The sequence below is a fragment of the Metaclostridioides mangenotii genome (assembly GCF_017873185.1).
Lineage (GTDB): Bacteria > Bacillota > Clostridia > Peptostreptococcales > Peptostreptococcaceae > Metaclostridioides > Metaclostridioides mangenotii.
Genome location: NZ_JAGGJX010000002.1, coordinates 36,796 through 58,275, shown reverse-complemented (window position 1 = coordinate 58,275; position 21,480 = coordinate 36,796). Strand labels below are relative to the sequence as shown.

Sequence of the window (21,480 nt, the reverse complement as noted above, 5' to 3'; positions counted from 1 at the left end):
TTTTGATGCTAATATATTTAATTTTTGATTTCTATTTTCTTGCGAGTATAGTAAATATAAAGAATAATATATATCTATTAATCTTTATAATAAAACATCCAAGTGCAACTAAATCATCAATTTGGAAGGTTTTAACTTTTCAACTGATTTTCTCAATAAACCTTTTTCCTTATAAATTATCTGAAATTTTTTGAATTGTTGTTTTAAAATCAACTACACCATAACCTAGAGAGCTATTGGGATATTTGTATAGATCATTTTTTCTTGTCGCCCCTAGTTTTAAATATGTACTTAATATTTCTGGTAATAGTAACATTTTTGGCATTTTACTTTGTTTTCTAATATATTCCATAATCAATGCTAACATCCCTGATACAACTGAGCTACTTACACCTGTTCCAGTACCTACTTTATAACTATCATTTCCATAAGTTGAAATAATATTGACACCAGGTGCCACAATATCTGGTTTCACTCCAGCTATTTTTACTGGGCCTTTTGATGATCCAATCCATATTCCATCATACCTACTATCATAGGCTCCTACAGTAATGGTATTAGCCCCGCTACCATAAAGAGTTGTAGTAGAAAATGAATCTGAATCAATAAATCCATCCCCTATATCTAAAAGATTTTTATTCGGAAGATAAACATGATATTCTCCACTTTGATATATATCGGGCCTTACCCTTAGAGTCCAAGCTCCTGGTTTCATATTCCTTAGATTTATTTCGAGAAGCTCGGATCCCGATGATATCCACGGGTAAAAGTATCTAACTACATACGTTGTGTTTTCTAAATTAAATTTTCCAATGTATTCATAGTAATCAGGTGCATAGTATGCAGTATAACTAACTTCTCCACCTGGAGAAATTACGGTTGCATTTACCCTATCTAAATCGCCTCCCTCTAGATAGATATCTAGATTTTCTCCCTCTCCAAATTTTATAGTAATATCATTTACATCTGATTGATTTGAAAATTTACCAGCATAATGTATATATGTATTTCTTTGATCTCCTGCCCCACTTACAACAACAATTCCTGGATATTGTAATTCATTAAATGTATTGAGAAGTGACACAAGTCCAAATGAAGATCTTAATCCAAGTGTTAAATTTATTATTAATGATTTCTCTTCTTTAATTGCAACGTTTATAACATATGAAAATGCAGCTAGAAAATCTGTTGCAGTGTAGTTTTGCTTTTCCACATAATACCTTCCAGGATATGTTCTTAATTTAACTACAATCAATTCAGCCCCTTCTGATATTCCTTTGTTATTAGAATTCACCCTTCCTTCTCCCACAGTAATACCAGCAGCCATTGTACCTGTTCCCACATCATCTCTACTTAAACTTCCATCATTTCTTGCAATAGCTGCATTTAATTCATCTTTTGTAAACTCACTTCCAAATAGATACCCTTCAGGCGGAGGATTTATGATACCCTCCTGATCCCATAAGCTTATTATCTTGCTAGATCCATCATTTCTAATTAGATCTGGATGCAAATAGTCTACTCCTGAATCTATAATTGCAATTAGTACACCGTCCCCTGTTATGTCATTGTAGACATTATTATAAAGATAATTTACCCCTGAAACTTCTCTAGCGCTATCGCCCAAAGCGTGGTCATCTGATATTTCTATCATCGAACTCATTGGTATCGTCTCACTATACCAAGATACTTCATATATATCGTTTAAGGTTTGTGATTTAAAGTCTTCAGGTGTATATATAACCGCTAATCTATCATTTAATATAATAAATTTATTTAAACCTCTCGCACGAAAAGCGGAAGCTAAATCACCTTGATATACTATATAATAAGATTTTTCCATATTTACCTCCTATCTAAAAACATCAAACATCTTTCTTATATCTAATACACCGTATCCATAACTATTGTTTGGGTATTCTATATTTTGATTTTGACTAGCTCCTAATTTTAAAAATGTTTTTAAATTGGATGAATACGCTTGTCTTAAGTACAATCCATCAACAAGGGTATATTGAAAGTACATTGCAGCCCCACCTGATACATTGGCTGCTGCTGCTCCTGTTCCTGTTATAGTTCCATAAGTATTATTAGGATATGGCGCAATTATATTTACACCAGGAGCAATAATGTCAGGCTTTAACCAGTTTTGGATTGTTGGCCCTCTAGACGATCCGTTCCACAAACTTCGATTTAAAGAATTATATGCTCCTATAGTTATAATTTCTTCTCTGATTCCCGGATAATTAATTGTATAATCCGGTTTTGAATTTCTAAACCTCGTTCCGCTTTTTATAAACACTCTATTTGGCAAGTATAAATTATACCCTCCATTAATTATAGTTATACCAGTAAGTCTAATGGACCATACTCCACGTTTGACACTTTTCAAATATATCTGTGTATATTGTTGTCCCGACAAAGGTGTAGGATATGAAGATATTAAAGTGTACGATGTACCTTCTAAATCGAATAAGCCACTTACTTGCAAATAACTGGCATACGCACCTATATTTCTTGTATATTCCCCTGAAGGAGAGTATACTCTAACATCCATTTGGTCTGGATTCTCTACCCATAGATCTATAGTTAACTCTTCTTCATCTTCGCTAAGCTCAAGCTCTATATCTACTACTTCCCCTTCAGTTTGCATCCTTCCTGATGTATGTGTCTGTGTATCTCCCTCATCTCCTGCCCCTACAACTTCACAAAATCCTATATCATAATATCTTGTCGTATCTATATTTGTAAGCCCAAGAAGATTATTGCTACCCAAAGATATATTTATAACAAGAGGTCTTCTTAACTGGCTTGCTCTCATATAGGCGTATTGTGATGATACATGTAGCATTGCATCATTGTAATGTCCATCTATAGTTGCGAGCTTTATAATAATTAACTCCGCATCCTCAGCTACCCCAGCGTATTCAGGATTAATATTGCCCATACCTGCACATATACCGCTTAGCATCGTACCTCTTCCCTCTTCGTCTTGCGATAAACTAGGATCATTATCCTGAATAGCTCTATTAATATCTTCTCTAGTATATTCTGTTCCAAAATAAAATCCTTCCGGAGGATTCCCCTCCTTAGTCTGATCCCATAAATAAAGTATTTTAGAAGTTCCATCAGGATATATGAAGTCTCTATGTAAATAGTCTATCCCACTATCTGCAATAGCAATTATTACTCCCTTGCCTGTTATTGATATATTAGGATTATTTTTAAAATAGTTAACACCTATACTTTCAGTTGAAATCACCCCATTAGATGTACCTTGAGATACTTTAGATAATGGAGCCATTCTAACCGTCTTTTTGACATTAGATACTGATCTCATTGCTAGTATATTTTCAAATCCTCTAAGAAAATTTGCACTATTAAGGCGCAAGACACCATAGTTATCGCTGAGTCTAATAAATTCATACTGATATCCAGCCTCCTCATACTCATTAAAAAAATTTGGTGAAAATGTTATATTAAAATCGTACAAAACACTCTCTTGCCTCATAAGACTATGATTTATTTTTCTTTCCATTTTATCATTCCTTTTTTCTATTATGTAAGACATAAACAAAGTATGAATTAGATTTAGAAATAAATTTTTTATATTTATATATATAAAAATATGTATAATATTAATATATATAGCTCGATGAAAAAAAATATAACTTGTTAGTTTATAATTATTATTAAGAGTACATAGTTTTTATCTAAATAATTCTTAAGAAAATAAATATGTAATTACAATAAATAGGTCTTTGTAATCCATTATTCAATTTAAGTTACTTTTGAATTTAAAATAAGGCAGGTAACATTACGTTACTTGCCTTATTTATATAATCTGTATTATAAATACTATCTATATTTGTACACATTACTCTATTTAGCATTTTATATGCTAAAATATTATATAAAAATAACGCCGATCTTACTAAGGTTTTAATGCAATTATCTCAATATCAGTAAAGTTATCTAAATTAATTTTTATTCTTTTATCGCTATGTTCATTAATTGTTATTAACGTATTGTCTTTATCTGTTATTTGACTTTACTTTTTTGAATAGATTTATTTAATATTTGTAATTCCTCTTTTGTCACATAACGCCAAGTTCCTACTTCCATTTCTTTCAACTCAATATTCATGACTCTAATTCTTTTTAATTTAACCACTCTAAAACCTAATACAGTACACATTCTACGTATTTGTCGATTTAAGCCTTCTGTTAAAATAAGGCTAAATGTTCGTGAGTTTATCTTTTTTACTTTACAAGGTTTGGTCATTTGATATTTTTTTGTGACCGCATTATAAATTTTTACACCACTTTGCATTCGTTCTATAAATGCAGGTGTAATGTTAGCATTTATGCTTACAATATATTCTTTTTCGTGTTTATATGTAGAACGTAGTATTTTATTTACGATATCTCCATCATTGGTCATTAATATTAGTCCTGATGTGTCTTTATCTAAACGGCCAATTGGAAAAAGTGGTTCTTTATAATTCAAATAATCAACGATGTTGTCTTGGTCAGCTTGATCAGTAGTACATGTAATGCCGGTTGGCTTATTAAGGACAATATATACAAAATCTTGTTTTGGTATAATTTTATTCCCATTTACAAACACTTCTTGATTATCAAATACTTTTGATCCCACTTCTGCTATTACTCCATCAATCATGACTTTACCATCTTCTATGAAACGATCAGCCTCTCTTCGTGAACAGTGACCTGAACTACTTATATACTTATTAAGTCGTATTGACTCTTTTTTTTCGTGTTCAATAATAGAAGTTGTTGTTGATTCTTTTTCTCCAACTTGATGAGCATGTCTCATATCTTATACCTCACTTTTTATTATCATTACATTGTTTGAGTATCTGATTATAATACTTAATACTTAATACTTAATACTTAATACTTAGATAAGTATAGCATAGATAATGTCTAAATATCATCCATTCTAGCATCCTAAAGAGTATCTTTTATTTCGCTATGCCTTCAACTTCTTATATAATTTATTCCTTAAATTTTGGGTATAAAAAAGACGCTTCTCTTATAAGAAACGTCATTGACACTATATGCCTTTCTTCTCTTCATAAAATAAACCCACTTGAAATGTTTACAAGTGGGTTTTATATAGACTACAGCATTGAGAATTAAATGCTCGTAACTAATCTCCTATAGGATCATCTATTAAAGTGGCAAATTGGAATTCATGTTGATGTCCATCAACAACTGTAGTGTCTCCTTCTACAAAGTGAACATGTCTACCATTTCCAACTGGAATAGGAGGACCTGTTACATCACAAATCTTGTGGAAGTGATCTTCATAAAAATCTGTTCTGTTACTAAGCTTATGAAAATGACTTCCATCTGATGTAAAAATCGCTTCTCCTGTTACACATGCAAAACGGTGATTATGTGGATCCTCTTGTGGTTCTGCGATTTTTACACTTCCTTCATACTCATGTGTATGAGTTTGCTCTTCATCAGGTTTCCAATTTGATCCACAATGCTCATGCTCTTTTTCTTTGCGGCAATGGCAACTTTCGAAACAATTTCTACAATCTTTACAGTTACATTTATCTTCATTATTTCTTCTATGACAACAACCCATAAAATTTCTAACTCCTTTTTATAATTATTGTGAGATAAATATTCTTCTCACAATATTATTTTATGAATTTTATACATAATTGTTACAAAATATGACATAATTTGTTCTATTTAATTATTTGTTTTAGCTTCTGACTATGAGCAAGGCAAAGGGATTTGCTTTTTATCCCCTAGTCCTGTATATGGCCTCAGTTGCAGTAAATGCTCAAATGGAATTGCGAACTTATGTCAATGAAGCTGGAGAAGTTGGATACTGGGAACAAGTCCACCCATCGTATACGATTTTTCATAAGGATACACATACCTTTTCGGAACTTTGGACGGAATATTTGAAAGAATTTAAGGTGTTCTATCAAAATTATAAAGAGGATATGCACTTGTACGGAAATGATCACAGCTTCTTTCCTAAAAAGGATTGCCCAGTCAACAACTTTCCTGTATCTTGCATTCCATGGAGTAGTTTTTCTGGATTCAATTTGAACTTATTCGGAGACAATCAATTTCTCTCGCCAATCATAAACTTTGGTAAATACTTTGAGATGGGAGATACTGTTCAACTACCAGTTTCCGTACAAATCCATCATGCAGCCGCAGATGGTTACCATGTTTCTCAGTTTCTTGTTGATCTGCAAAAACTCGTATTAACAGCAGAAGAATGGCTGTTATAAGCCATTTCTTATTATATATTTTAATCGTATTTCATATAAAAAAGGAAGCATATTACTGCTTCCTTTTTTATTTCCTCTGTTTCGCTGGTGTTTTCATCGTCTATAAGTGAAAGGTAAGCGTTTACGGTAAATTGTCTTGAATAATTAAAATGCTTTATCAAATATTTCGTTGGTAGTTAAGCAAGGCATTACTAAAGATCCTTTCCTTTCATATGACATTAAAGAGTTTTACTTACTGTATCGTTTTATATTGTATATTTACTCGTTGAAAACAATTTGGCACACATTTAAATTATAGTGCCATTTTTTAAATATTTAAAGGTTCTTTCTTTTTAGCATTAATTTGACCCATTTATTGTGAGTGTATTACTCCTTTAATATTTTTATTGATTATATTTAACTCATTATAACGCCACGGTAATGTGGCAGCCCCTCCATTAGCAGATACGGCCCATAGCACTACTTTTATTGAATTCTGTTTGCCAAATTCCTTGCTTCTACTAAGCTAGAATGTCCTTTAATTTCCCTATTTTTCATAACTCCTGACTGAGTAACTATTCCCCTGTCCTTCCAGCCCATGTACTTTATAATGGCTTTATAATGACTGATAGTTGGATCTACTGCGGCGGTATGAGTATATCCATAGACCACCACAAGTAGCGCCGTATCCGTTATAGGCATAGGCTTCGATCCACAAAGTTCCTTTTATTTCTTAAATCTGTACTATCTTTATCTAAATAAGCGACGCAGCGTATCCCGCCTAATTTTAATTCGTAAATGTAATCTGGAGAGTCAAACGCCTCTTGCATCTCCGCTTTTAACATTTGTTTGATTCCTTTTTCATCGAATATACTCAAACTATCAAAATAGTATGGTCAATGATGGGTTGTTTTAAGCATATAATAAAAGTATACAAAACTTTAATTAGAACATATATCTATAGTAAAGCTATTTAGGAGGTTATTTATGCCTGAAGAATTTTACCCAAATACTGACCAATTACAGAATATAATATATATGATTGGTGAATCTATAATATCTAAAGAAAAACATTTGCAATTTTTTCAGTGGTTGATTGATCATGTTATGATATCAGAGCTTTCTCCTATACCATCTCTTTCTCTATCTGAGGCAAAAGAAGTAATAATACTTTTAGAATATATAAGGGATGAGGAACTAAAACATCTTGTCTCGCTACAAAATTTATATTTTCGACTTACTGGGTCTTATCCCCCGATATATGAAGGAGTTTTTTATCCACCAGTTAATCTTGTAGCTGGATTAGAAAACGCGCTCATGGAAAATTTAGAATCCGTTAAAAAATATAGACTTATAATGAATGGTTTATCATCCTCTTCTGATAGAGATACGATTTCAAGTATTATATCTGATGAGCTGAATCATATAAATTTATATAATTATTTACTTATACACTTTGCAAATATAGTGTAAATGACAAAATAGGGTAGCAATTAAGCTACCCTTTTATATCTACAACAATTTTCTATTTCCCTACCACTCAACCACTTTTTATAAGTATCTTTAAAGTAAAGTCATTACCTATAAACTTAGTTGCATTGTCAGGATACTTTTCTAGCCCATTTGATGCCCCCCCACCTGTAGCGTAAGCATTTCTACATAAAGCTCTTATAATCTGCTATATCCACTATGGTAGAATTAGGAATAAATTCTTTCATTATAACAGCAACTGCTTTGTCTTTATCTCCACTATAAACAATCGCATTCTCGTATGTCTGTGGTTTAGTTTCATTTTTATTTTCATTCTCTATTGATTTATTTAAAATAACTTCTGCTATTGATTTAGCAACTTCTCCATAACCCAATTTTGTAGCTATATTATTGTCTTTTTTACTATAACAGAAGAATGTTTCTATCATTATAGCAGGACAATCCGTAGAGTTAAGCATGTACAAATCCGGTCTATCTTTTACATCTCTGCTTGTAAATACTGTACCCAACTTGTTTACTACTCTTTGTGCATACATCTTGCCTGTGTTAGAGCAATATAAAACTACTACTCCGTCAGCACTAGTCATACGCATGCTACAATGCTAATAGAAAATGGTTCTAATGTAAAGGATGTGCAAGTTAGGCTTATACTAATATAGAAACTACTTTAGGAACATATACTTACGCTACTAAAAATTAATTATAAAATAAATTGCCAACGAGAAAAATCTTACGTTGGCAATACGTTGGCAATTTATATATTTTCATGAAATTAAAACTCTGAATTCAGCTACACTCTTGTAATTTTAGCTACACTTTCTACATGAGTACTATGAGGGAACATATCAACCGGTTGAATCTCCCTACACTCATATCCATGCTCGTTTAAATACGCCAAATCCCTCGCCAAAGTAGAAGGATTGCAAGAAACGTAAACTACTTTTTCAGGATTCATCTTTACAATAGTATCTAGAACTATTTGATCGCATCCTTTTCTAGGTGGATCGACAACTACTACATTTGCAGTTTTACCCTCTTTATACAGCCTAGGAACCACTTCTTCTGCTTTCCCTGTATAAAATTCTGTATTGTATACATTATTGTTCTCTGCATTTATTTTTGCATCTCGTATGGCTTCTTCTACTATTTCTATTCCGTATACTTTTTTTGCATGTTTTGCTAAAAATAACGATATAGTTCCTATTCCGCAGTAAATATCGTATACTATATCATCTTTATCTAAATCCGCATACTCTAAGGCTTTATTGTATAAAACTACTGTCTGAACTGGATTTACTTGATAAAAAGATAGCGGTGATATGTTGAATTCCAATTCACCTATAGTATCACTTATTTTTCCGTCTCCATAAACAACTATATTCTCTTTTCCAAGCACTACATTTGTATCTTTTTTATTAACATTCAGCACTAGTGTTTTAAATCCTGGAATATTTTCCTGTAAAACTGAACAAAGCTCACCTAAGTAAGGTAGATCACGACCGTTTATAACAAGTATTATCATCACTTCATTAGTTGAAAATCCGACCTTTGTTACTAAATGCCTTATGATACCTTTATGAGTTTTTTCATTGTACAAACTTATCTTATAAGCTCTTATATACGTCTTAATTATTTTGACAATTTTATCGTTTACTTCGTGTTGAATTACACATTTGTCAGTAGCGATTATATTGTGACTTTTCTTTTTATAAAATCCTACCGCTGGTAATCCATCAATGTTTTGTATAGGGAATTGAGCCTTGTTTCTGTATCTAAAAGGATTGGACATACCAAGAGTATCTTTGATATTTACATTCTCTAGTTTGCCAATTCTTTCTACTGCCTGTTTAACTTCATTTTTCTTTAACTCTAGCTGTTTGCTGTAATCAAGTTCTTGAATCTGGCAACCACCACAATCTTTAAGATCTTCACTACATACTCTAGCTACTCTAAATGGAGATTCTTCTATTATTTCAACAATATCCCCAACAGCGTAGTTTTTTTTAGATTTGTTTATTTTTACTTTTATTTTATCTTGAATTAGCCCACCCTCGACGAAAACAGTAAAGCCATTGTATTTGCCTACTCCTACTCCGCCTTGGCCTATGTCGACTATATCAACGACATACTCCTCATTTTCCAATAGCATATTTTTTCCTCCGAACATTTTACACCTAAAGCAATGATTGCTTTAGGTGAGTTGATTATTTCATATTTAACCACAATACTTTATTTTAACAAATATTGTCGTACTATAAAAGACTTAATGTCGATAATTATTAAAAAATATAAAGAATATTTTCGGCTTTAGTTTAAAATAGTAAATTTTCGTTGAAATTACAATACTCTTGATGAACCTCTATATACAACACCTCTTGCTGCATCTACAGTCACTGTTTCGCCTGTTTCAACTTTTCCTATTATTCCTGTAGCTGATAATATTACTGGGATATTCATAGTAAGACCGAAAATTGCAGCATGTGAAGTCATTCCACCTTCTTCTGTTACTATTGCGCTAGCTCTCTCTAAATAAGAGTTCATGCCTGAATTTATCACTGGAGATACTAATATATCGCCATCTTTAAAGTCATCCGCTTCTCCTTTAGAGTCCATCAAACACACTCTACCTTCTATTGTTTGACTGCCAACACCCATTCCTTTTACTATTTCTTCGCTAATTACATGTACTTTTATTAGATTTGTAGTACCGCTAACTCCAACGGGCACTCCTGCAGTTACCACTACAAGCTCACCATCTGAAATATATCCTGCACTTCTAGCGCTATCTATTGCAAGCTCTATAACCTCATCTGTGTCTTTTCCTTGACCGCATTTTACTGGATATACTCCCCAAGTTAATGCTAATTTTCTCATTACTTTTTCATCGCTTGTTGTAGCTATTATTGGAGCTTTTGGTCTAAATTTAGAAACCATTCTAGCCGTATGACCAGAAGCAGTCGCAGATATTATTGATGACGCATTTAAATCTACTGACATCGAACAAGTTGCATGACTTATTGCATCAGTAACACTTATCTCTGCAAATTCACTACCTTTAAGTGACTTAACGTATTCTAATGTTTCCTCTGTTCTTTTGGCTATTGTAGCCATCATTTTAACCGCTTCAACTGGGTATTTACCAGCAGCTGTTTCACCAGATAACATTATAGCATCTGTACCATCGTAAATTGCATTTGCAACATCTGTGACCTCAGCTCTTGTAGGTCTAGGATTTCTAATCATCGAGTCTAGCATTTGTGTTGCAGTTATTACTGGCTTTGCAAGTTCGTTACATTTTTTTATCATCATTTTCTGTACAATTGGCATTTCTTCTGTCGGTATCTCAACTCCAAGATCACCTCTAGCTACCATTAGTCCATCAGACACTTTTAGTATCTCATCAAGATTCTCAACACCCTCTTGATTTTCTATCTTTGAAATTATTTGGATATCTGTCGCATTGTTATTTTCTAGTAATTCTCTTATCTCAAGTACATCTGATGCTTTTCTTACAAATGATGCCGCTATATAATCGATTCCTTCTCTTATTCCAAATTTAATATCCTCTACATCTTTCTCTGTAAGAGCTGGTAGGTTTATCTTAACACCTGGAACATTGACTCCTTTATGGTTTTTAACTATACCTGAGTTTTCTACTACACAGTTTATCTTATCTCCACCAATATCCTTTACTCTAAGACCTACTAAACCGTCATCTATAAGAATAATATCACCTGATTTTACATCGTTTACTAAATTTTTATAGCTCACTGTACATATATTTTTATCCCCAAGTACATCTTCCATAGTGATTGTAAAATCTTGTCCATCTTCTAAAAACACTTCTGGGTCTTTAAAGTTCCCTGTTCTTATTTCTGGTCCCTTTGTATCTAAAAGCATTGCTACTGGTTTATTTAATTTTGCGCTAACTTTTTTAGCTATATCGATTCTCTCTTTTTGCTCCTCGTGATTTCCATGTGAAAAGTTGAATCTACATACATTTAGCCCTTCTTCCATAAGCTTAGTAAGTGTTTCTTCGCTCTGTGATGCTGGACCTAATGTACACACAATTTTTGTTTTATTCTTTTTATCTAACATCAGGCTGCTCCTCCTTGTCATAACCTATATTAAATTTCGTTGATTTTTAAATTTTATGTTTATTGTTAAATTTAATTAAATAGAAAGTATCTTTGCCATTTCATAGATATCTCTATCAAAGTTTTTCTTTTGAGAAAGAGCCTCTACTATTTCTTGATCCACTATTTTATTATCTTTTATCCCTACTACTCTAGCACTGACTCCATCTAACAGTAACTCTACTGCTCTTACTCCTAGCTTGCTCGCTAGTATCCTATCAAATACAGTTGGACTTCCACCTCTTTGGACATGACCTAAAATTGTAACTCTTAAATCTAGCCCAGATGCTTCTTCTAGTTTTCCTTTAAGATTTCCTGCACTATCCGCTCCTTCAGCTAGTAAGATAATACTGTGTCTTTTACCTCTTTTTTGCGTGGTTTTAAGTCTAAATGCTATATCATCTATATTAATAGGTTCTTCTGGAACTACTATAGTTTCAGCTCCTCCTGCAAGTCCTGCATAAAGCGCTATATCTCCGCAGTGTCTACCCATAACTTCTACAATGTTTACTCTCTCATGTGAAGATGAAGTATCTCTTATCTTACTTATAGCGTCTACAACAGTATTCATTGCTGTATCAAATCCAATTGTGTAATCAGTATATGCTAGGTCGTTATCAATAGTCGCTGGTATTCCAATTGTGGCTATACCCAATTCACTTAGTTTACTCGCGCCTATAAACGATCCATCACCACCTATTACAATAAGACAGTCTATATTGTGTTTTTGTAGAATTTTAGCTGCTTTAATTCTTCCTTGAGGAGTTTTAAATTCGTCGCTTCTTGAAGACTTTAAAATCGTTCCACCTCTATGAATTATGTCTCCAACAGATGATAAGTTCATCTCTTCAAAATCCTCTTCTAGTAAACCATTGTAGCCTCTATTGATTCCATAAACTTTACACCCATAATATATTCCCGATCTTACTACAGCCCTTATCGCTGCATTCATTCCAGGAGCATCTCCACCACTAGTCAACACGCCTATACTTTTCATATGCTTAGTCTCCTTATGTTTGTCATACTAACAAGTTTTGCATTAATATTTATTAAAAAGTATCATTGATTCCTATAATCAACTTCGACTTCATAAATTAATGGTAATTGATACTTTTCGCTACTCAATAAATTGTCATCCCTACTTAACTTTTATATTGCCACCAGGCATTATTTGCTCTAAATTGTAGATAAGTTTATCGTCAGCACTAGTACTAACGCCAGTCATTTTATATGCTTTTTTATTGCCTGAACTATTTTCATCTTCAGGGAATAAATATATTTCGTCATTTCCCGGATGTCTGTATGCTATATCTGTGATAGTATCTGTCAATTCTGTGTTTTTCAAACTATCAATTTTAATATATATCTTTTTAGACTGAACTACTTTGTTGTACTGCACAAAATTTCCATTTGGTCTTCTGTAGTTATTTTCATTGAACTCAGAATGGTCTAATATATCCTTAATCTCTCTTGCTATAAGTTTTGCTTCTTCCTCTTCTTTTATACTCAAAGTACCTTTTATAACTACTATTCCATCTTCGTTTAATACATCATTGTACTTTTGAAGCAGTTGAGGAAAAACTATAACTTCTATAGATCCATAAAGGTCCTCTAAATCTACAAATGCCATTAAATCATTTTTTCTAGTAGTTTTTACCGATTTTTTAACTATCATACCACCCATTATTACATCAGTTTCATTTAGTTTTAAGAAGTTTTCTTCATCTTCTTTTAATGCGTTCAATTTTCCATTATCTGTAGAAGTTCTCTCTAAAATTTCTTCCTCGTACTCAGAAAGTGGATGTCCACTTACATACATTCCCAGAACTTCTTTTTCAAGGCCTAACCTTACTTTTTCATCGTATTCTTTTACAATTGGTATTGTATATAAATCTTGAATTCCATTGTTTTCCTCAGCGTCTCCAAGTCCATCAAATAACGAAATCTGCCCTTTTATATTTTTCTTTCTATCCATTGCTATACTATCTAAAAGAGGCTCATATCCAGACATTAAGCCCGCTCTATTTCCACTTATATCATCAAATGCCCCACATTTTATAAGACTCTCTATAACTCTTTTATTTGTATCCTTTTGATCGAGTCTTTTAATAAAATCCATAAAATCAGGGAACTCGCCTACATTTTGTCTCTCATCTATAATATTATTTATTATATTCACACCGACGTTTTTAACTGCTGCTAATCCAAATCTTATATTATTTCCTTCAACTGAGAATTTTGAAAAACTTTTATTTATATTTGGAGGAAGCACCTCTATATTCATAGCCTTACACTCTCTTATATACTCGACAACTTTGTCGGTATTTCCCATAATACTAGTGATTAAGGCAGCCATAAATTCAACAGGATAATGCGTCTTCAGATATGCTGTCTCGTACGCCAAAACTCCATATGCAGCGGCATGCGACTTATTGAATGCGTACTTTGCGAAATCTATCATATCGTCAAATATCTCATTTGCTGCTTCTTCAGGCACGCCATTTCTTACACATCCCATGATCTCGATATTGCCTTCATCATCGTATTTACCGTGTATAAAGTACTGTCTCTCTTCTTCCATTACATCCATTTTTTTCTTACTCATCGCTCTTCTAACAAGGTCACTTCTACCATAACTGTATCCACCTAACTCACGAACTACCTGCATAACCTGCTCTTGATAAACAAGGCATCCATAGGTAACATCCATTATAGGTCTAAGTTTTTCATGAAGATAAGTAACTTTTTCTGGATTATTCTTATTTTCTACGTACTTTGGTATTGAATCCATTGGGCCTGGCCTATAAAGTGAAATACCGGCTATAATATCCTCAAATTTATCTGGTTTAAGTTGCTTCATGAAGCTCCTCATTCCAGCACTCTCGAGTTGGAACACCCCAAGTGTATTACCTGATGCCAAAAGCTCGTACACTTTTGGATCGTCATAATCCATCTTTGAAAAATCTATTACTTCTGTATAACCTTTAGCTTCTCTATTTTTCTCAATTAATTCAAGAGCATCATTTATAACTGTAAGGGTTCTCAGACCTAAGAAGTCCATTTTAAGCAGTCCAAGCTCTTCTAATGTCGTCATAGTAAACTGAGTAGTAATAGAATCTTGATGTTTATAAAGCGGAACGTACTCATCTACAGAATCCTTAGATATAACTACACCAGCTGCATGTGTAGAAGCATGTCTAAGCATACCTTCTATCTGTTTTGATAGATCTAATATCTCTTTAGTCTCACCATCTTCATCGTACATAGATTGTAGATTTGGGTTGGTATCTAAAGCTTTATCTATAGTCATCCCTAAAGCGAATGGAATCTCTTTTGCAATTCTATCCACTTTGCTGTATGGAGTATCTAATACCCTTCCAACATCTCTTATAGCAGCTTTTGCTCCCATTGTTCCAAATGTTATAATCTGGGCGACATGGTCTTCTCCATATTTTCTCTTAACATAATCGATAACTTCCTCTCTTCTCTCATAACAGAAGTCGATATCGATATCGGGCATTGACACACGTTCAGGGTTTAAGAAACGCTCAAACAGAAGTGAATACTTGATTGGGTCTATATCGGTAATTTTAAGTGTGTATGCAACTATCGATCCAGCAGCACTACCCCTTCCCGGTCCTACTAATATATCGTTTTGCTTTGAAAAATTTATAAAATCCCAAACTATTAGGAAGTATTCTACATATCCCATCTTCACTATTACATCTAACTCAAAATTAAGTCTGTCTATCGCTTCTTGATCAGGCTCTCCGTATCTCTCTTCAAGTCCTTTAAAACAAAGCTCTCTCAAATAACTCTCTGGAGTTTTTCCATCAGGAACATCGTATTTAGGAAGGTGAATAGTGTTGAAATCAAACTCTATATCACACATTTCCGCTATCTTAACAGTATTATCTAATGCTTCTTCTATATAAGAAAAAGCCTCTTCCATCTCTTCTCTAGACTTTAAGTAAAATTCTTCACTACCAAATCTCATCCTATTTGGATCGTCTACTGTTTTACCCATCTGAATACACATAAGTACATCGTGAGTCTTAGAATCCTCTTTTCTTACATAGTGTATATCGTTTGTGGCAACTAATGGTATACCGGTCTCCTTAGATAATTTTATGATTCCGGCATTTACCTCTTTTTGCTCTGGGATATTGTGATCTTGAACTTCAAGGTAGAAATTGCCTTCACCAAATATATCGTTGTACTTTGTTGCGTAGAATTTTGCCTTGTCGTAGTTTCTATTCATTAGCGATTTGGCGACATCACCAGCCAAACAAGCAGACAATGCAATTATTCCTTCGCTATGTTTTTCTAATTCCTCCAAGTCGACTCTTGGCTTATAATAAAATCCCTCTGTATAGGAAATTGACACAAGCTTTATCAAGTTTTTGTATCCCTGCATATTTTTAGCAAGGAGTACTAAATGCCCTTGATGTTTATCGTAATTTGGGTCTTTATCCCTAATAGTTCTCGGTGCTGTGTACACCTCGCAACCTATTATAGGTTTGATACCCTCTTTTTTTGCCGTTTTATAAAAATCTATAACTCCGAACATATTCCCATGATCAGTTATAGCAATTGCACTCATATTCAGTTCTTTGGCCCTTTTTATAAGGTTTGGAACTCTTGAAAATCCATCTAGCAAACTATATTCCGTATGCACATGAAGATGAACAAAATCTTTACTCATTTAGACATCCCCTCCTGTATAATAATTTTACCATAAAAGTTTAGACTAAAACTCTTTATATAAAATTTATAACTAGTTTTTAATATAGTTTTTTATATACATCATTTATAGACTCCTCTAGTCTTGACTCATCAATTCCAAATATAGGTATATCTATTGTATATTCGTCTAGAAGTTTTATTAGTTCATCAATAAATACTCCCTTACCGTCTATCAGCTTTATATCTCCTATTTTCTCACTTAAATTTTTACATCCACTAAGTTCTCCATGCCATTCTTTAGAAGAACATGTTTTGTTGTATCCACAACTAGGACTTCCATCTATTGCAATTATACCTCTTATCTCATAAGCATTATCTATATACATCTCCATTTGATATATATAGCTTAATAATAACTCTCTACACTTTTCTCTATATATAATATTATCAAACTGTTCTTTTGAGTGACCCCATCTATTTATTCCATACATCAACAATTCAGGACATGGAAGTTGAATAATTCCAAATCCATCTTCAATTAACTTTTTATTAAAGTCTAATGCTCCTTCATACTCCGATGATCCTTCTACTTTGCTATTACAATTTAGTATACAGTGACATTGTATAACAATCTTTTTATTTCTTATCATGGTCTCCTCCAATATTTTCATATAGAAATGTATTATAATTTCAACTTCTGTATAGTTATTACCTATACTTCATATCTTATTTTGTAAAGTTTTGTATAATTATATAGTAATAATATCACATAATTAGTTTAATATACACGAAAGGATATCGATTATGAAAACAAAAGCTTTAACTTTTAGTGCAATGTGTATAGTTTTAAATGTAGTTGTCGGATCTATTATGCAGGCTATAAACATACCCTTATTATTCTTAGACACTTTTGGAACTATAATGGGTGCTATAATACTCGGTCCTCTATACGGAGCTATTATAGGTGGTGGTACAAATTTAGTTCTTGGAATAATATTAGGACCTATTAACTTCCCTTTTGCTTTAGTTAATATTGCCCTTGGACTTTTTGTAGGATTTGTATCAAAAAAATGGAAATTTAACTACATAACTGCCGTATTAACTGGTGTGGTACTAGCTGTATTATGTCCGCTAATTGGAACTCCAATATCTATAGCTGTCAGTGGCGGCTTAAGCGGCAGCGGGGCTGATTTATTGGTTGGATTTTTAAGACAAAGTGGAGAAAGTATATTTCAAGCTGCATTTCTAGGTAGAATAACAAGTAACATAGTTGATAAACCAGCATCTTGCATACTTGCTGTATTCTTAGTCTCTAGATTACCTAAACGATATTTAAATGAACTTAAAAAAGCTGAAGCATAAATTTATTCTTTTTTATTTAAAAGGACTCCATATAGTGGTCACTTTAGTGTCCACTATATGGAGTCCTTTTAATATATACTATAATCTTTATAAATTATTTTCTTCTCTCAATCCATCAGCTATTTCACCTAATTTTCTAAGTCTGTGGTTAACACCCGACTTGCCAATTGGTGGATCAAGCATTTCACCTAGCTCTTTAAGTGTCATATCTTCATATTCTACTCTTATCTGTGCAATTTCCTGTAAGTTGTTTGGTAAATTGCTTATTCCTATTGTTCTCTGTATTAGATTTATATCTTCTACCTGCCTAACTGCTGCATTGACAGTCTTTGAAAGATTTGCTGTCTCACAATTTACAATTCTATTAACATTATTTCTCATCTCTTTTAATATTTTAGTGTTTTGTAGACTGAGTAGAGCATTATGCGCCCCTATTACACTGAGCAAATCTGAAATTTGCTCACTCTCTTTTAGATAAACAATGTAATTGCTTTTTCGAGGAACTATCTTGCTGTTTAATCCAATTGAGTTTATCAAATCTTTTAATGAGATAGCAAATTCCTCAGAGTTTGTCACAAATTCCATGTGATAGCTCTTATCTGGATCACTAATTGAGCCTCCACCTAGAAAAGCACCCCTTAAAAAGGCTCTCTTGCATTCATCTTGCTCAACTAATTTTTCTGGGACCTTATCTACAGTGAAAAATCCATCTCCTGGTTCTAACATTCCAAGCTCTCTTAGGAGCTCTGTAGCTCCCATTTCGTCCGTAACTGTAAGTACATAACTATTATTTCTCTTCAACATTTGATTCTTGTTTATAGAAATAGTAGTGTTGATATCGAAATTATTTTTTAATAATTTAAAAACTTTACGTGCTATTGAATTTAGCTCTGTCAATATTTTCAAATTTATTTTTTTATATCCAGCTATCTGTAAGCTACCCGCAGATTTTACTATTGCTGCTAATTCCGCAACAGCTACACTGCGTTCTTCGGGCAAAATTCTAGCTAATTCATTTTTTGTATCTGTAGAAAACGACATGTCGATCACCTATACATTAATTTTTCTTGATTCTTTTTTTAATTTCTTCTAATGCTACTTTTATTATCTCTTTTTCGTCGTCATATCTAGCCATATCCACTACTCTATCTAAATGTACAAATTTAGCATCTATAAAACCCTCTTCTTTTTGAGGAACTGTATCCATATTTCTAGACTGCATTAAATACCAAAATACGGTCTTGTGAACTGCTTTATTTTCATCCCAATTTTCTTTAAATGTGTAGTGTATCTCGCCTAAATACTTGAGTATATCCGCCTTTACTCCTGTTTCTTCGTTTACCTCTCTAAGAGCTGCCTCTTCGTTACTTTCGCCCTCTTCTACTTTACCTTTTGGCAATACCCAATCACCATTAAACTTCCTCAGTAGAAGAACAGCGTTTCCAAATAAGACAACACCTCCAGCACTGACCTCTTCTCTCATAGATGTTCACTCCTTAAAACTAACATAATAATAAGGATTTCTACATAAATTTTTAAAACCCTTTTATCTTAACTACATACAACTGTGATTAAGTGCCAGCTCTATTATTATGTTAGATATGTATTTTGCATCATGTCTAATGTAGTTATTCTTTATCTCAACCATATTTTTTTCGATACATTTAATACCCATATCTTTTAATCCTTCAACTTGCTTCTTATCTAACAAAACTTGTTCTGCTCCATCGTGTTTATATAGATTTAAAACTTGTTTTGGGAGCATCTCGTTGTTTACAATAACATAATCTATTATATTGCTTCCCACATGCTTCTCTATAGCTTCTACATGATCAAATACATTGTATCCGTCTGTCTCTCCTGGTTGAGTCATTATATTAGATATGTATACTTTTGGTGCTGAAGAGGCCTTTATAGCCTTCACAACATCATCAATTAATAAATTAGGTATTATACTAGTATACAGGCTTCCTGGACCTATGACAATAATATCCGAATCATAAATTGAATTTATAACATCTTTTAATGGCTTAACATCAGCTGGTTCAAGGCTTATTTTTTCTATAGAAGTTTTTCTTGCTTTTACTTCTTTTGGTATAATTGATTCTCCCTTTATAACACATCCATCTTTAAATTCTGCAATCAAATTTACATCTTCCAGTGTTACAGGTAGTACTCTACCAGTTATTGCAAATATTTCACTCATTTTATATACTGCAGTTTCAAAATTTCCATAAAGTCCATTCATAGCGGCCAAGAAGAGGTTTCCAAAACTTTGTCCTTTGAGCTGACCGTCAGAAAATCTATACTGCATAATTTCATTCATAGTAGGTTCGATATTTGCTAGCGCTAACAGACAGTTTCTTATATCGCCAGGTGGTAACATGCCTAGATCTTCTCTCAAAACACCTGATCCACCTCCGTCATCCGAAACAGTGACTACAGCTGTAATATTTTGAGTAGTGTGCTTTAGACCTCTTAAAAAAACTGACTGCCCTGTACCCCCACCTATTACTACAACCTTTGGATCGTAACATTCCACAACTGATCTAGTAAATAGTTTCTTTCTCTCTTTTCTAGCTTTTAGATACAAAAATAGTGTAATGAATAGACCAATCCAACCTAATATGCTTACCAAAATAAGTATTTCAAACATAAAATTGCCTCCACACTATCTCAACATAGAATCTCTGTGTTTTTTAACAACTCTGTAGCCTTTTTCATTCAAATCATCAGCTAAAAGATTTGTTATAGTAACTGATCTATGTCTCCCCCCAGTACACCCTATTCCTATTACTAGATGTTGCTTTCCTTCATCTATGTATTGAGGAATTAAGAAATGTATCATGTCTAATAGTTTTTTATAAAATTCTTTACTTACTGGAGAATTCATGACATAATTTCTAACTTCTTCGTCATCACCTGTCTTAAATTTCAGTTCTTCTAAATAATAAGGGTTTGGCAAAAACCTAACATCAAACACTAAATCTGCATCTGTTAGAATTCCGTGTTTAAACCCAAATGAAACTACTGAAATAGTTATATTTAAATTATTTTCACCTTCATAATAAATTTTCTTTATCTCTTCTTGAAGATCTCTAGGTTTCATATTCGATGTATCAATTATACAACTTGCTGACTCCTTAAAAGGCTTCATTATCGCTCTTTCTTTCTTGATACCTTCAGGTATCTGCATATCTCTAGCAAGCGGATGATTCCTTCTAGTCATTTTGTATCTTTTTAGAAGAACATCATCGTTGCAATCCAAATAAAGCATCTCATAAGCGTAGTTCTCTTTTTTTAGGTAATTTAAGCTCTCATGGAAATCTTTGAAAAATTGAAGTCCTCTAATATCCACACCAAGTGCAACCTTATCAATACTTGAATTAGGTTGGTAGCATATCTCTGCAAATTTAGTTATCAATGCAGGTGGTAAGTTGTCTACGCAGTAGAATCCTAAATCTTCCAAAGCTCTCATTACTTCACTTTTACCAGATCCTGATAAACCTGTAACTATAACAAATTTCATGATACTAC

19 protein-coding genes are annotated in these 21,480 nt (G+C 32.9%); 3 read left to right on the top strand and 16 right to left on the bottom strand.

Going from position 1 to position 21,480, the window contains the following annotated elements; translation table 11 throughout:
* Nucleotides 1-169 precede the first annotated feature (169 nt).
* From cspC to J2Z43_RS06390, 4 genes are all read right to left on the bottom strand, one after another.
* On the bottom strand, nucleotides 170-1,843 hold the full coding sequence (gene cspC, locus J2Z43_RS06405; RefSeq protein WP_209456428.1) for a bile acid germinant receptor pseudoprotease CspC: 1,674 nt from the start codon (nucleotides 1,841-1,843) through the stop codon (nucleotides 170-172).
* 9 nt (nucleotides 1,844-1,852) lie between these two features.
* A complete protein-coding gene (locus J2Z43_RS06400; RefSeq protein ID WP_234926121.1) occupies nucleotides 1,853-3,538 on the bottom strand; it encodes a S8 family peptidase in 1,686 nt (561 codons plus the stop codon).
* Between the two features lie 503 nt (nucleotides 3,539-4,041).
* The gene (locus tag J2Z43_RS06395; RefSeq protein WP_209456426.1) at nucleotides 4,042-4,839 is read right to left on the bottom strand and encodes a pseudouridine synthase; all 798 of its coding nucleotides are present in this window, start codon (nucleotides 4,837-4,839) and stop codon (nucleotides 4,042-4,044) included.
* Nucleotides 4,840-5,175: 336 nt separating this feature from the next.
* On the bottom strand, nucleotides 5,176-5,622 hold the full coding sequence (locus tag J2Z43_RS06390) for a YmaF family protein (protein ID WP_209456425.1): 447 nt from the start codon (nucleotides 5,620-5,622) through the stop codon (nucleotides 5,176-5,178).
* Nucleotides 5,623-5,758: 136 nt separating this feature from the next.
* On the opposite strand from J2Z43_RS06390, the gene J2Z43_RS06385 reads away from it, so the two are divergent.
* On the top strand, nucleotides 5,759-6,289 hold the full coding sequence (locus J2Z43_RS06385) for a CatA-like O-acetyltransferase (RefSeq protein WP_209456424.1): 531 nt from the start codon (nucleotides 5,759-5,761) through the stop codon (nucleotides 6,287-6,289).
* Between the two features lie 465 nt (nucleotides 6,290-6,754).
* Here J2Z43_RS06385 and J2Z43_RS06380 read toward each other — a convergent pair whose 3' ends face one another.
* Nucleotides 6,755-6,940 carry a hypothetical protein gene (locus tag J2Z43_RS06380; protein WP_209456423.1) on the bottom strand — a complete coding sequence of 62 codons (186 nt, stop codon included), beginning with the start codon at nucleotides 6,938-6,940 and terminating at the stop codon, nucleotides 6,755-6,757.
* Between the two features lie 20 nt (nucleotides 6,941-6,960).
* On the bottom strand, nucleotides 6,961-7,146 hold the full coding sequence (locus J2Z43_RS06375; RefSeq protein WP_234926118.1) for a DNA ligase-like domain-containing protein: 186 nt from the start codon (nucleotides 7,144-7,146) through the stop codon (nucleotides 6,961-6,963).
* A 109-nt stretch (nucleotides 7,147-7,255) separates the two neighbouring features.
* Between J2Z43_RS06375 and J2Z43_RS06370 the strand changes: the two genes are divergently transcribed.
* Complete coding sequence (locus J2Z43_RS06370) at nucleotides 7,256-7,741, top strand: ferritin-like domain-containing protein (RefSeq protein WP_209456422.1); 486 nt, start codon at nucleotides 7,256-7,258, stop codon at nucleotides 7,739-7,741.
* 182 nt (nucleotides 7,742-7,923) lie between these two features.
* On the opposite strand, the gene J2Z43_RS06365 is transcribed toward J2Z43_RS06370, so the two are convergent.
* The 6 genes from J2Z43_RS06365 to J2Z43_RS06340 all read right to left on the bottom strand — a co-directional run bounded on the left by J2Z43_RS06365 (nucleotide 7,924) and on the right by J2Z43_RS06340 (nucleotide 17,231).
* Nucleotides 7,924-8,352: an N-acetylmuramoyl-L-alanine amidase gene (locus tag J2Z43_RS06365; RefSeq protein WP_209456421.1), complete on the bottom strand. Its 429-nt coding sequence runs from the start codon at nucleotides 8,350-8,352 to the stop codon at nucleotides 7,924-7,926.
* 197 nt (nucleotides 8,353-8,549) lie between these two features.
* On the bottom strand, nucleotides 8,550-9,908 hold the full coding sequence (gene rlmD, locus J2Z43_RS06360) for a 23S rRNA (uracil(1939)-C(5))-methyltransferase RlmD (RefSeq protein WP_209456420.1): 1,359 nt from the start codon (nucleotides 9,906-9,908) through the stop codon (nucleotides 8,550-8,552).
* A 188-nt stretch (nucleotides 9,909-10,096) separates the two neighbouring features.
* Nucleotides 10,097-11,857 carry a pyruvate kinase gene (gene pyk / locus J2Z43_RS06355; RefSeq protein WP_209456419.1) on the bottom strand — a complete coding sequence of 587 codons (1,761 nt, stop codon included), beginning with the start codon at nucleotides 11,855-11,857 and terminating at the stop codon, nucleotides 10,097-10,099.
* Between the two features lie 75 nt (nucleotides 11,858-11,932).
* A complete protein-coding gene (gene pfkA / locus J2Z43_RS06350) occupies nucleotides 11,933-12,892 on the bottom strand; it encodes a 6-phosphofructokinase (protein WP_209456418.1) in 960 nt (319 codons plus the stop codon).
* Between the two features lie 141 nt (nucleotides 12,893-13,033).
* Nucleotides 13,034-16,600 (bottom strand): DNA polymerase III subunit alpha, encoded by a 3,567-nt coding sequence (locus J2Z43_RS06345; RefSeq protein WP_209456417.1) that lies wholly within the window; start codon nucleotides 16,598-16,600, stop codon nucleotides 13,034-13,036.
* 79 nt (nucleotides 16,601-16,679) lie between these two features.
* A complete protein-coding gene (locus J2Z43_RS06340; protein ID WP_209456416.1) occupies nucleotides 16,680-17,231 on the bottom strand; it encodes a CD3072 family TudS-related putative desulfidase in 552 nt (183 codons plus the stop codon).
* A gap of 154 nt (nucleotides 17,232-17,385) precedes the next feature.
* Here J2Z43_RS06340 and J2Z43_RS06335 point away from each other — a divergent pair, with 154 nt between their 5' ends.
* Complete coding sequence (locus J2Z43_RS06335) at nucleotides 17,386-17,943, top strand: CD3073 family putative ECF transporter S component (protein WP_027701034.1); 558 nt, start codon at nucleotides 17,386-17,388, stop codon at nucleotides 17,941-17,943.
* Nucleotides 17,944-18,030: 87 nt separating this feature from the next.
* Here the strand turns inward: J2Z43_RS06335 and whiA are convergent, their stop codons facing one another.
* From whiA to rapZ, 4 genes are all read right to left on the bottom strand, one after another.
* Nucleotides 18,031-18,984 (bottom strand): DNA-binding protein WhiA, encoded by a 954-nt coding sequence (whiA, locus tag J2Z43_RS06330; protein ID WP_209456415.1) that lies wholly within the window; start codon nucleotides 18,982-18,984, stop codon nucleotides 18,031-18,033.
* A gap of 16 nt (nucleotides 18,985-19,000) precedes the next feature.
* A complete protein-coding gene (locus tag J2Z43_RS06325) occupies nucleotides 19,001-19,426 on the bottom strand; it encodes an NUDIX hydrolase (RefSeq protein WP_024622233.1) in 426 nt (141 codons plus the stop codon).
* A gap of 72 nt (nucleotides 19,427-19,498) precedes the next feature.
* Nucleotides 19,499-20,599, bottom strand: coding sequence for a gluconeogenesis factor YvcK family protein (locus J2Z43_RS06320; protein WP_209456414.1), 1,101 nt, complete (start codon nucleotides 20,597-20,599; stop codon nucleotides 19,499-19,501).
* A gap of 15 nt (nucleotides 20,600-20,614) precedes the next feature.
* Entirely contained in the window at nucleotides 20,615-21,472 is an 858-nt protein-coding gene (gene rapZ / locus J2Z43_RS06315; protein WP_209456413.1) for an RNase adapter RapZ, read from the bottom strand.
* Between the last annotated feature and the right edge of the window lie 8 nt (nucleotides 21,473-21,480).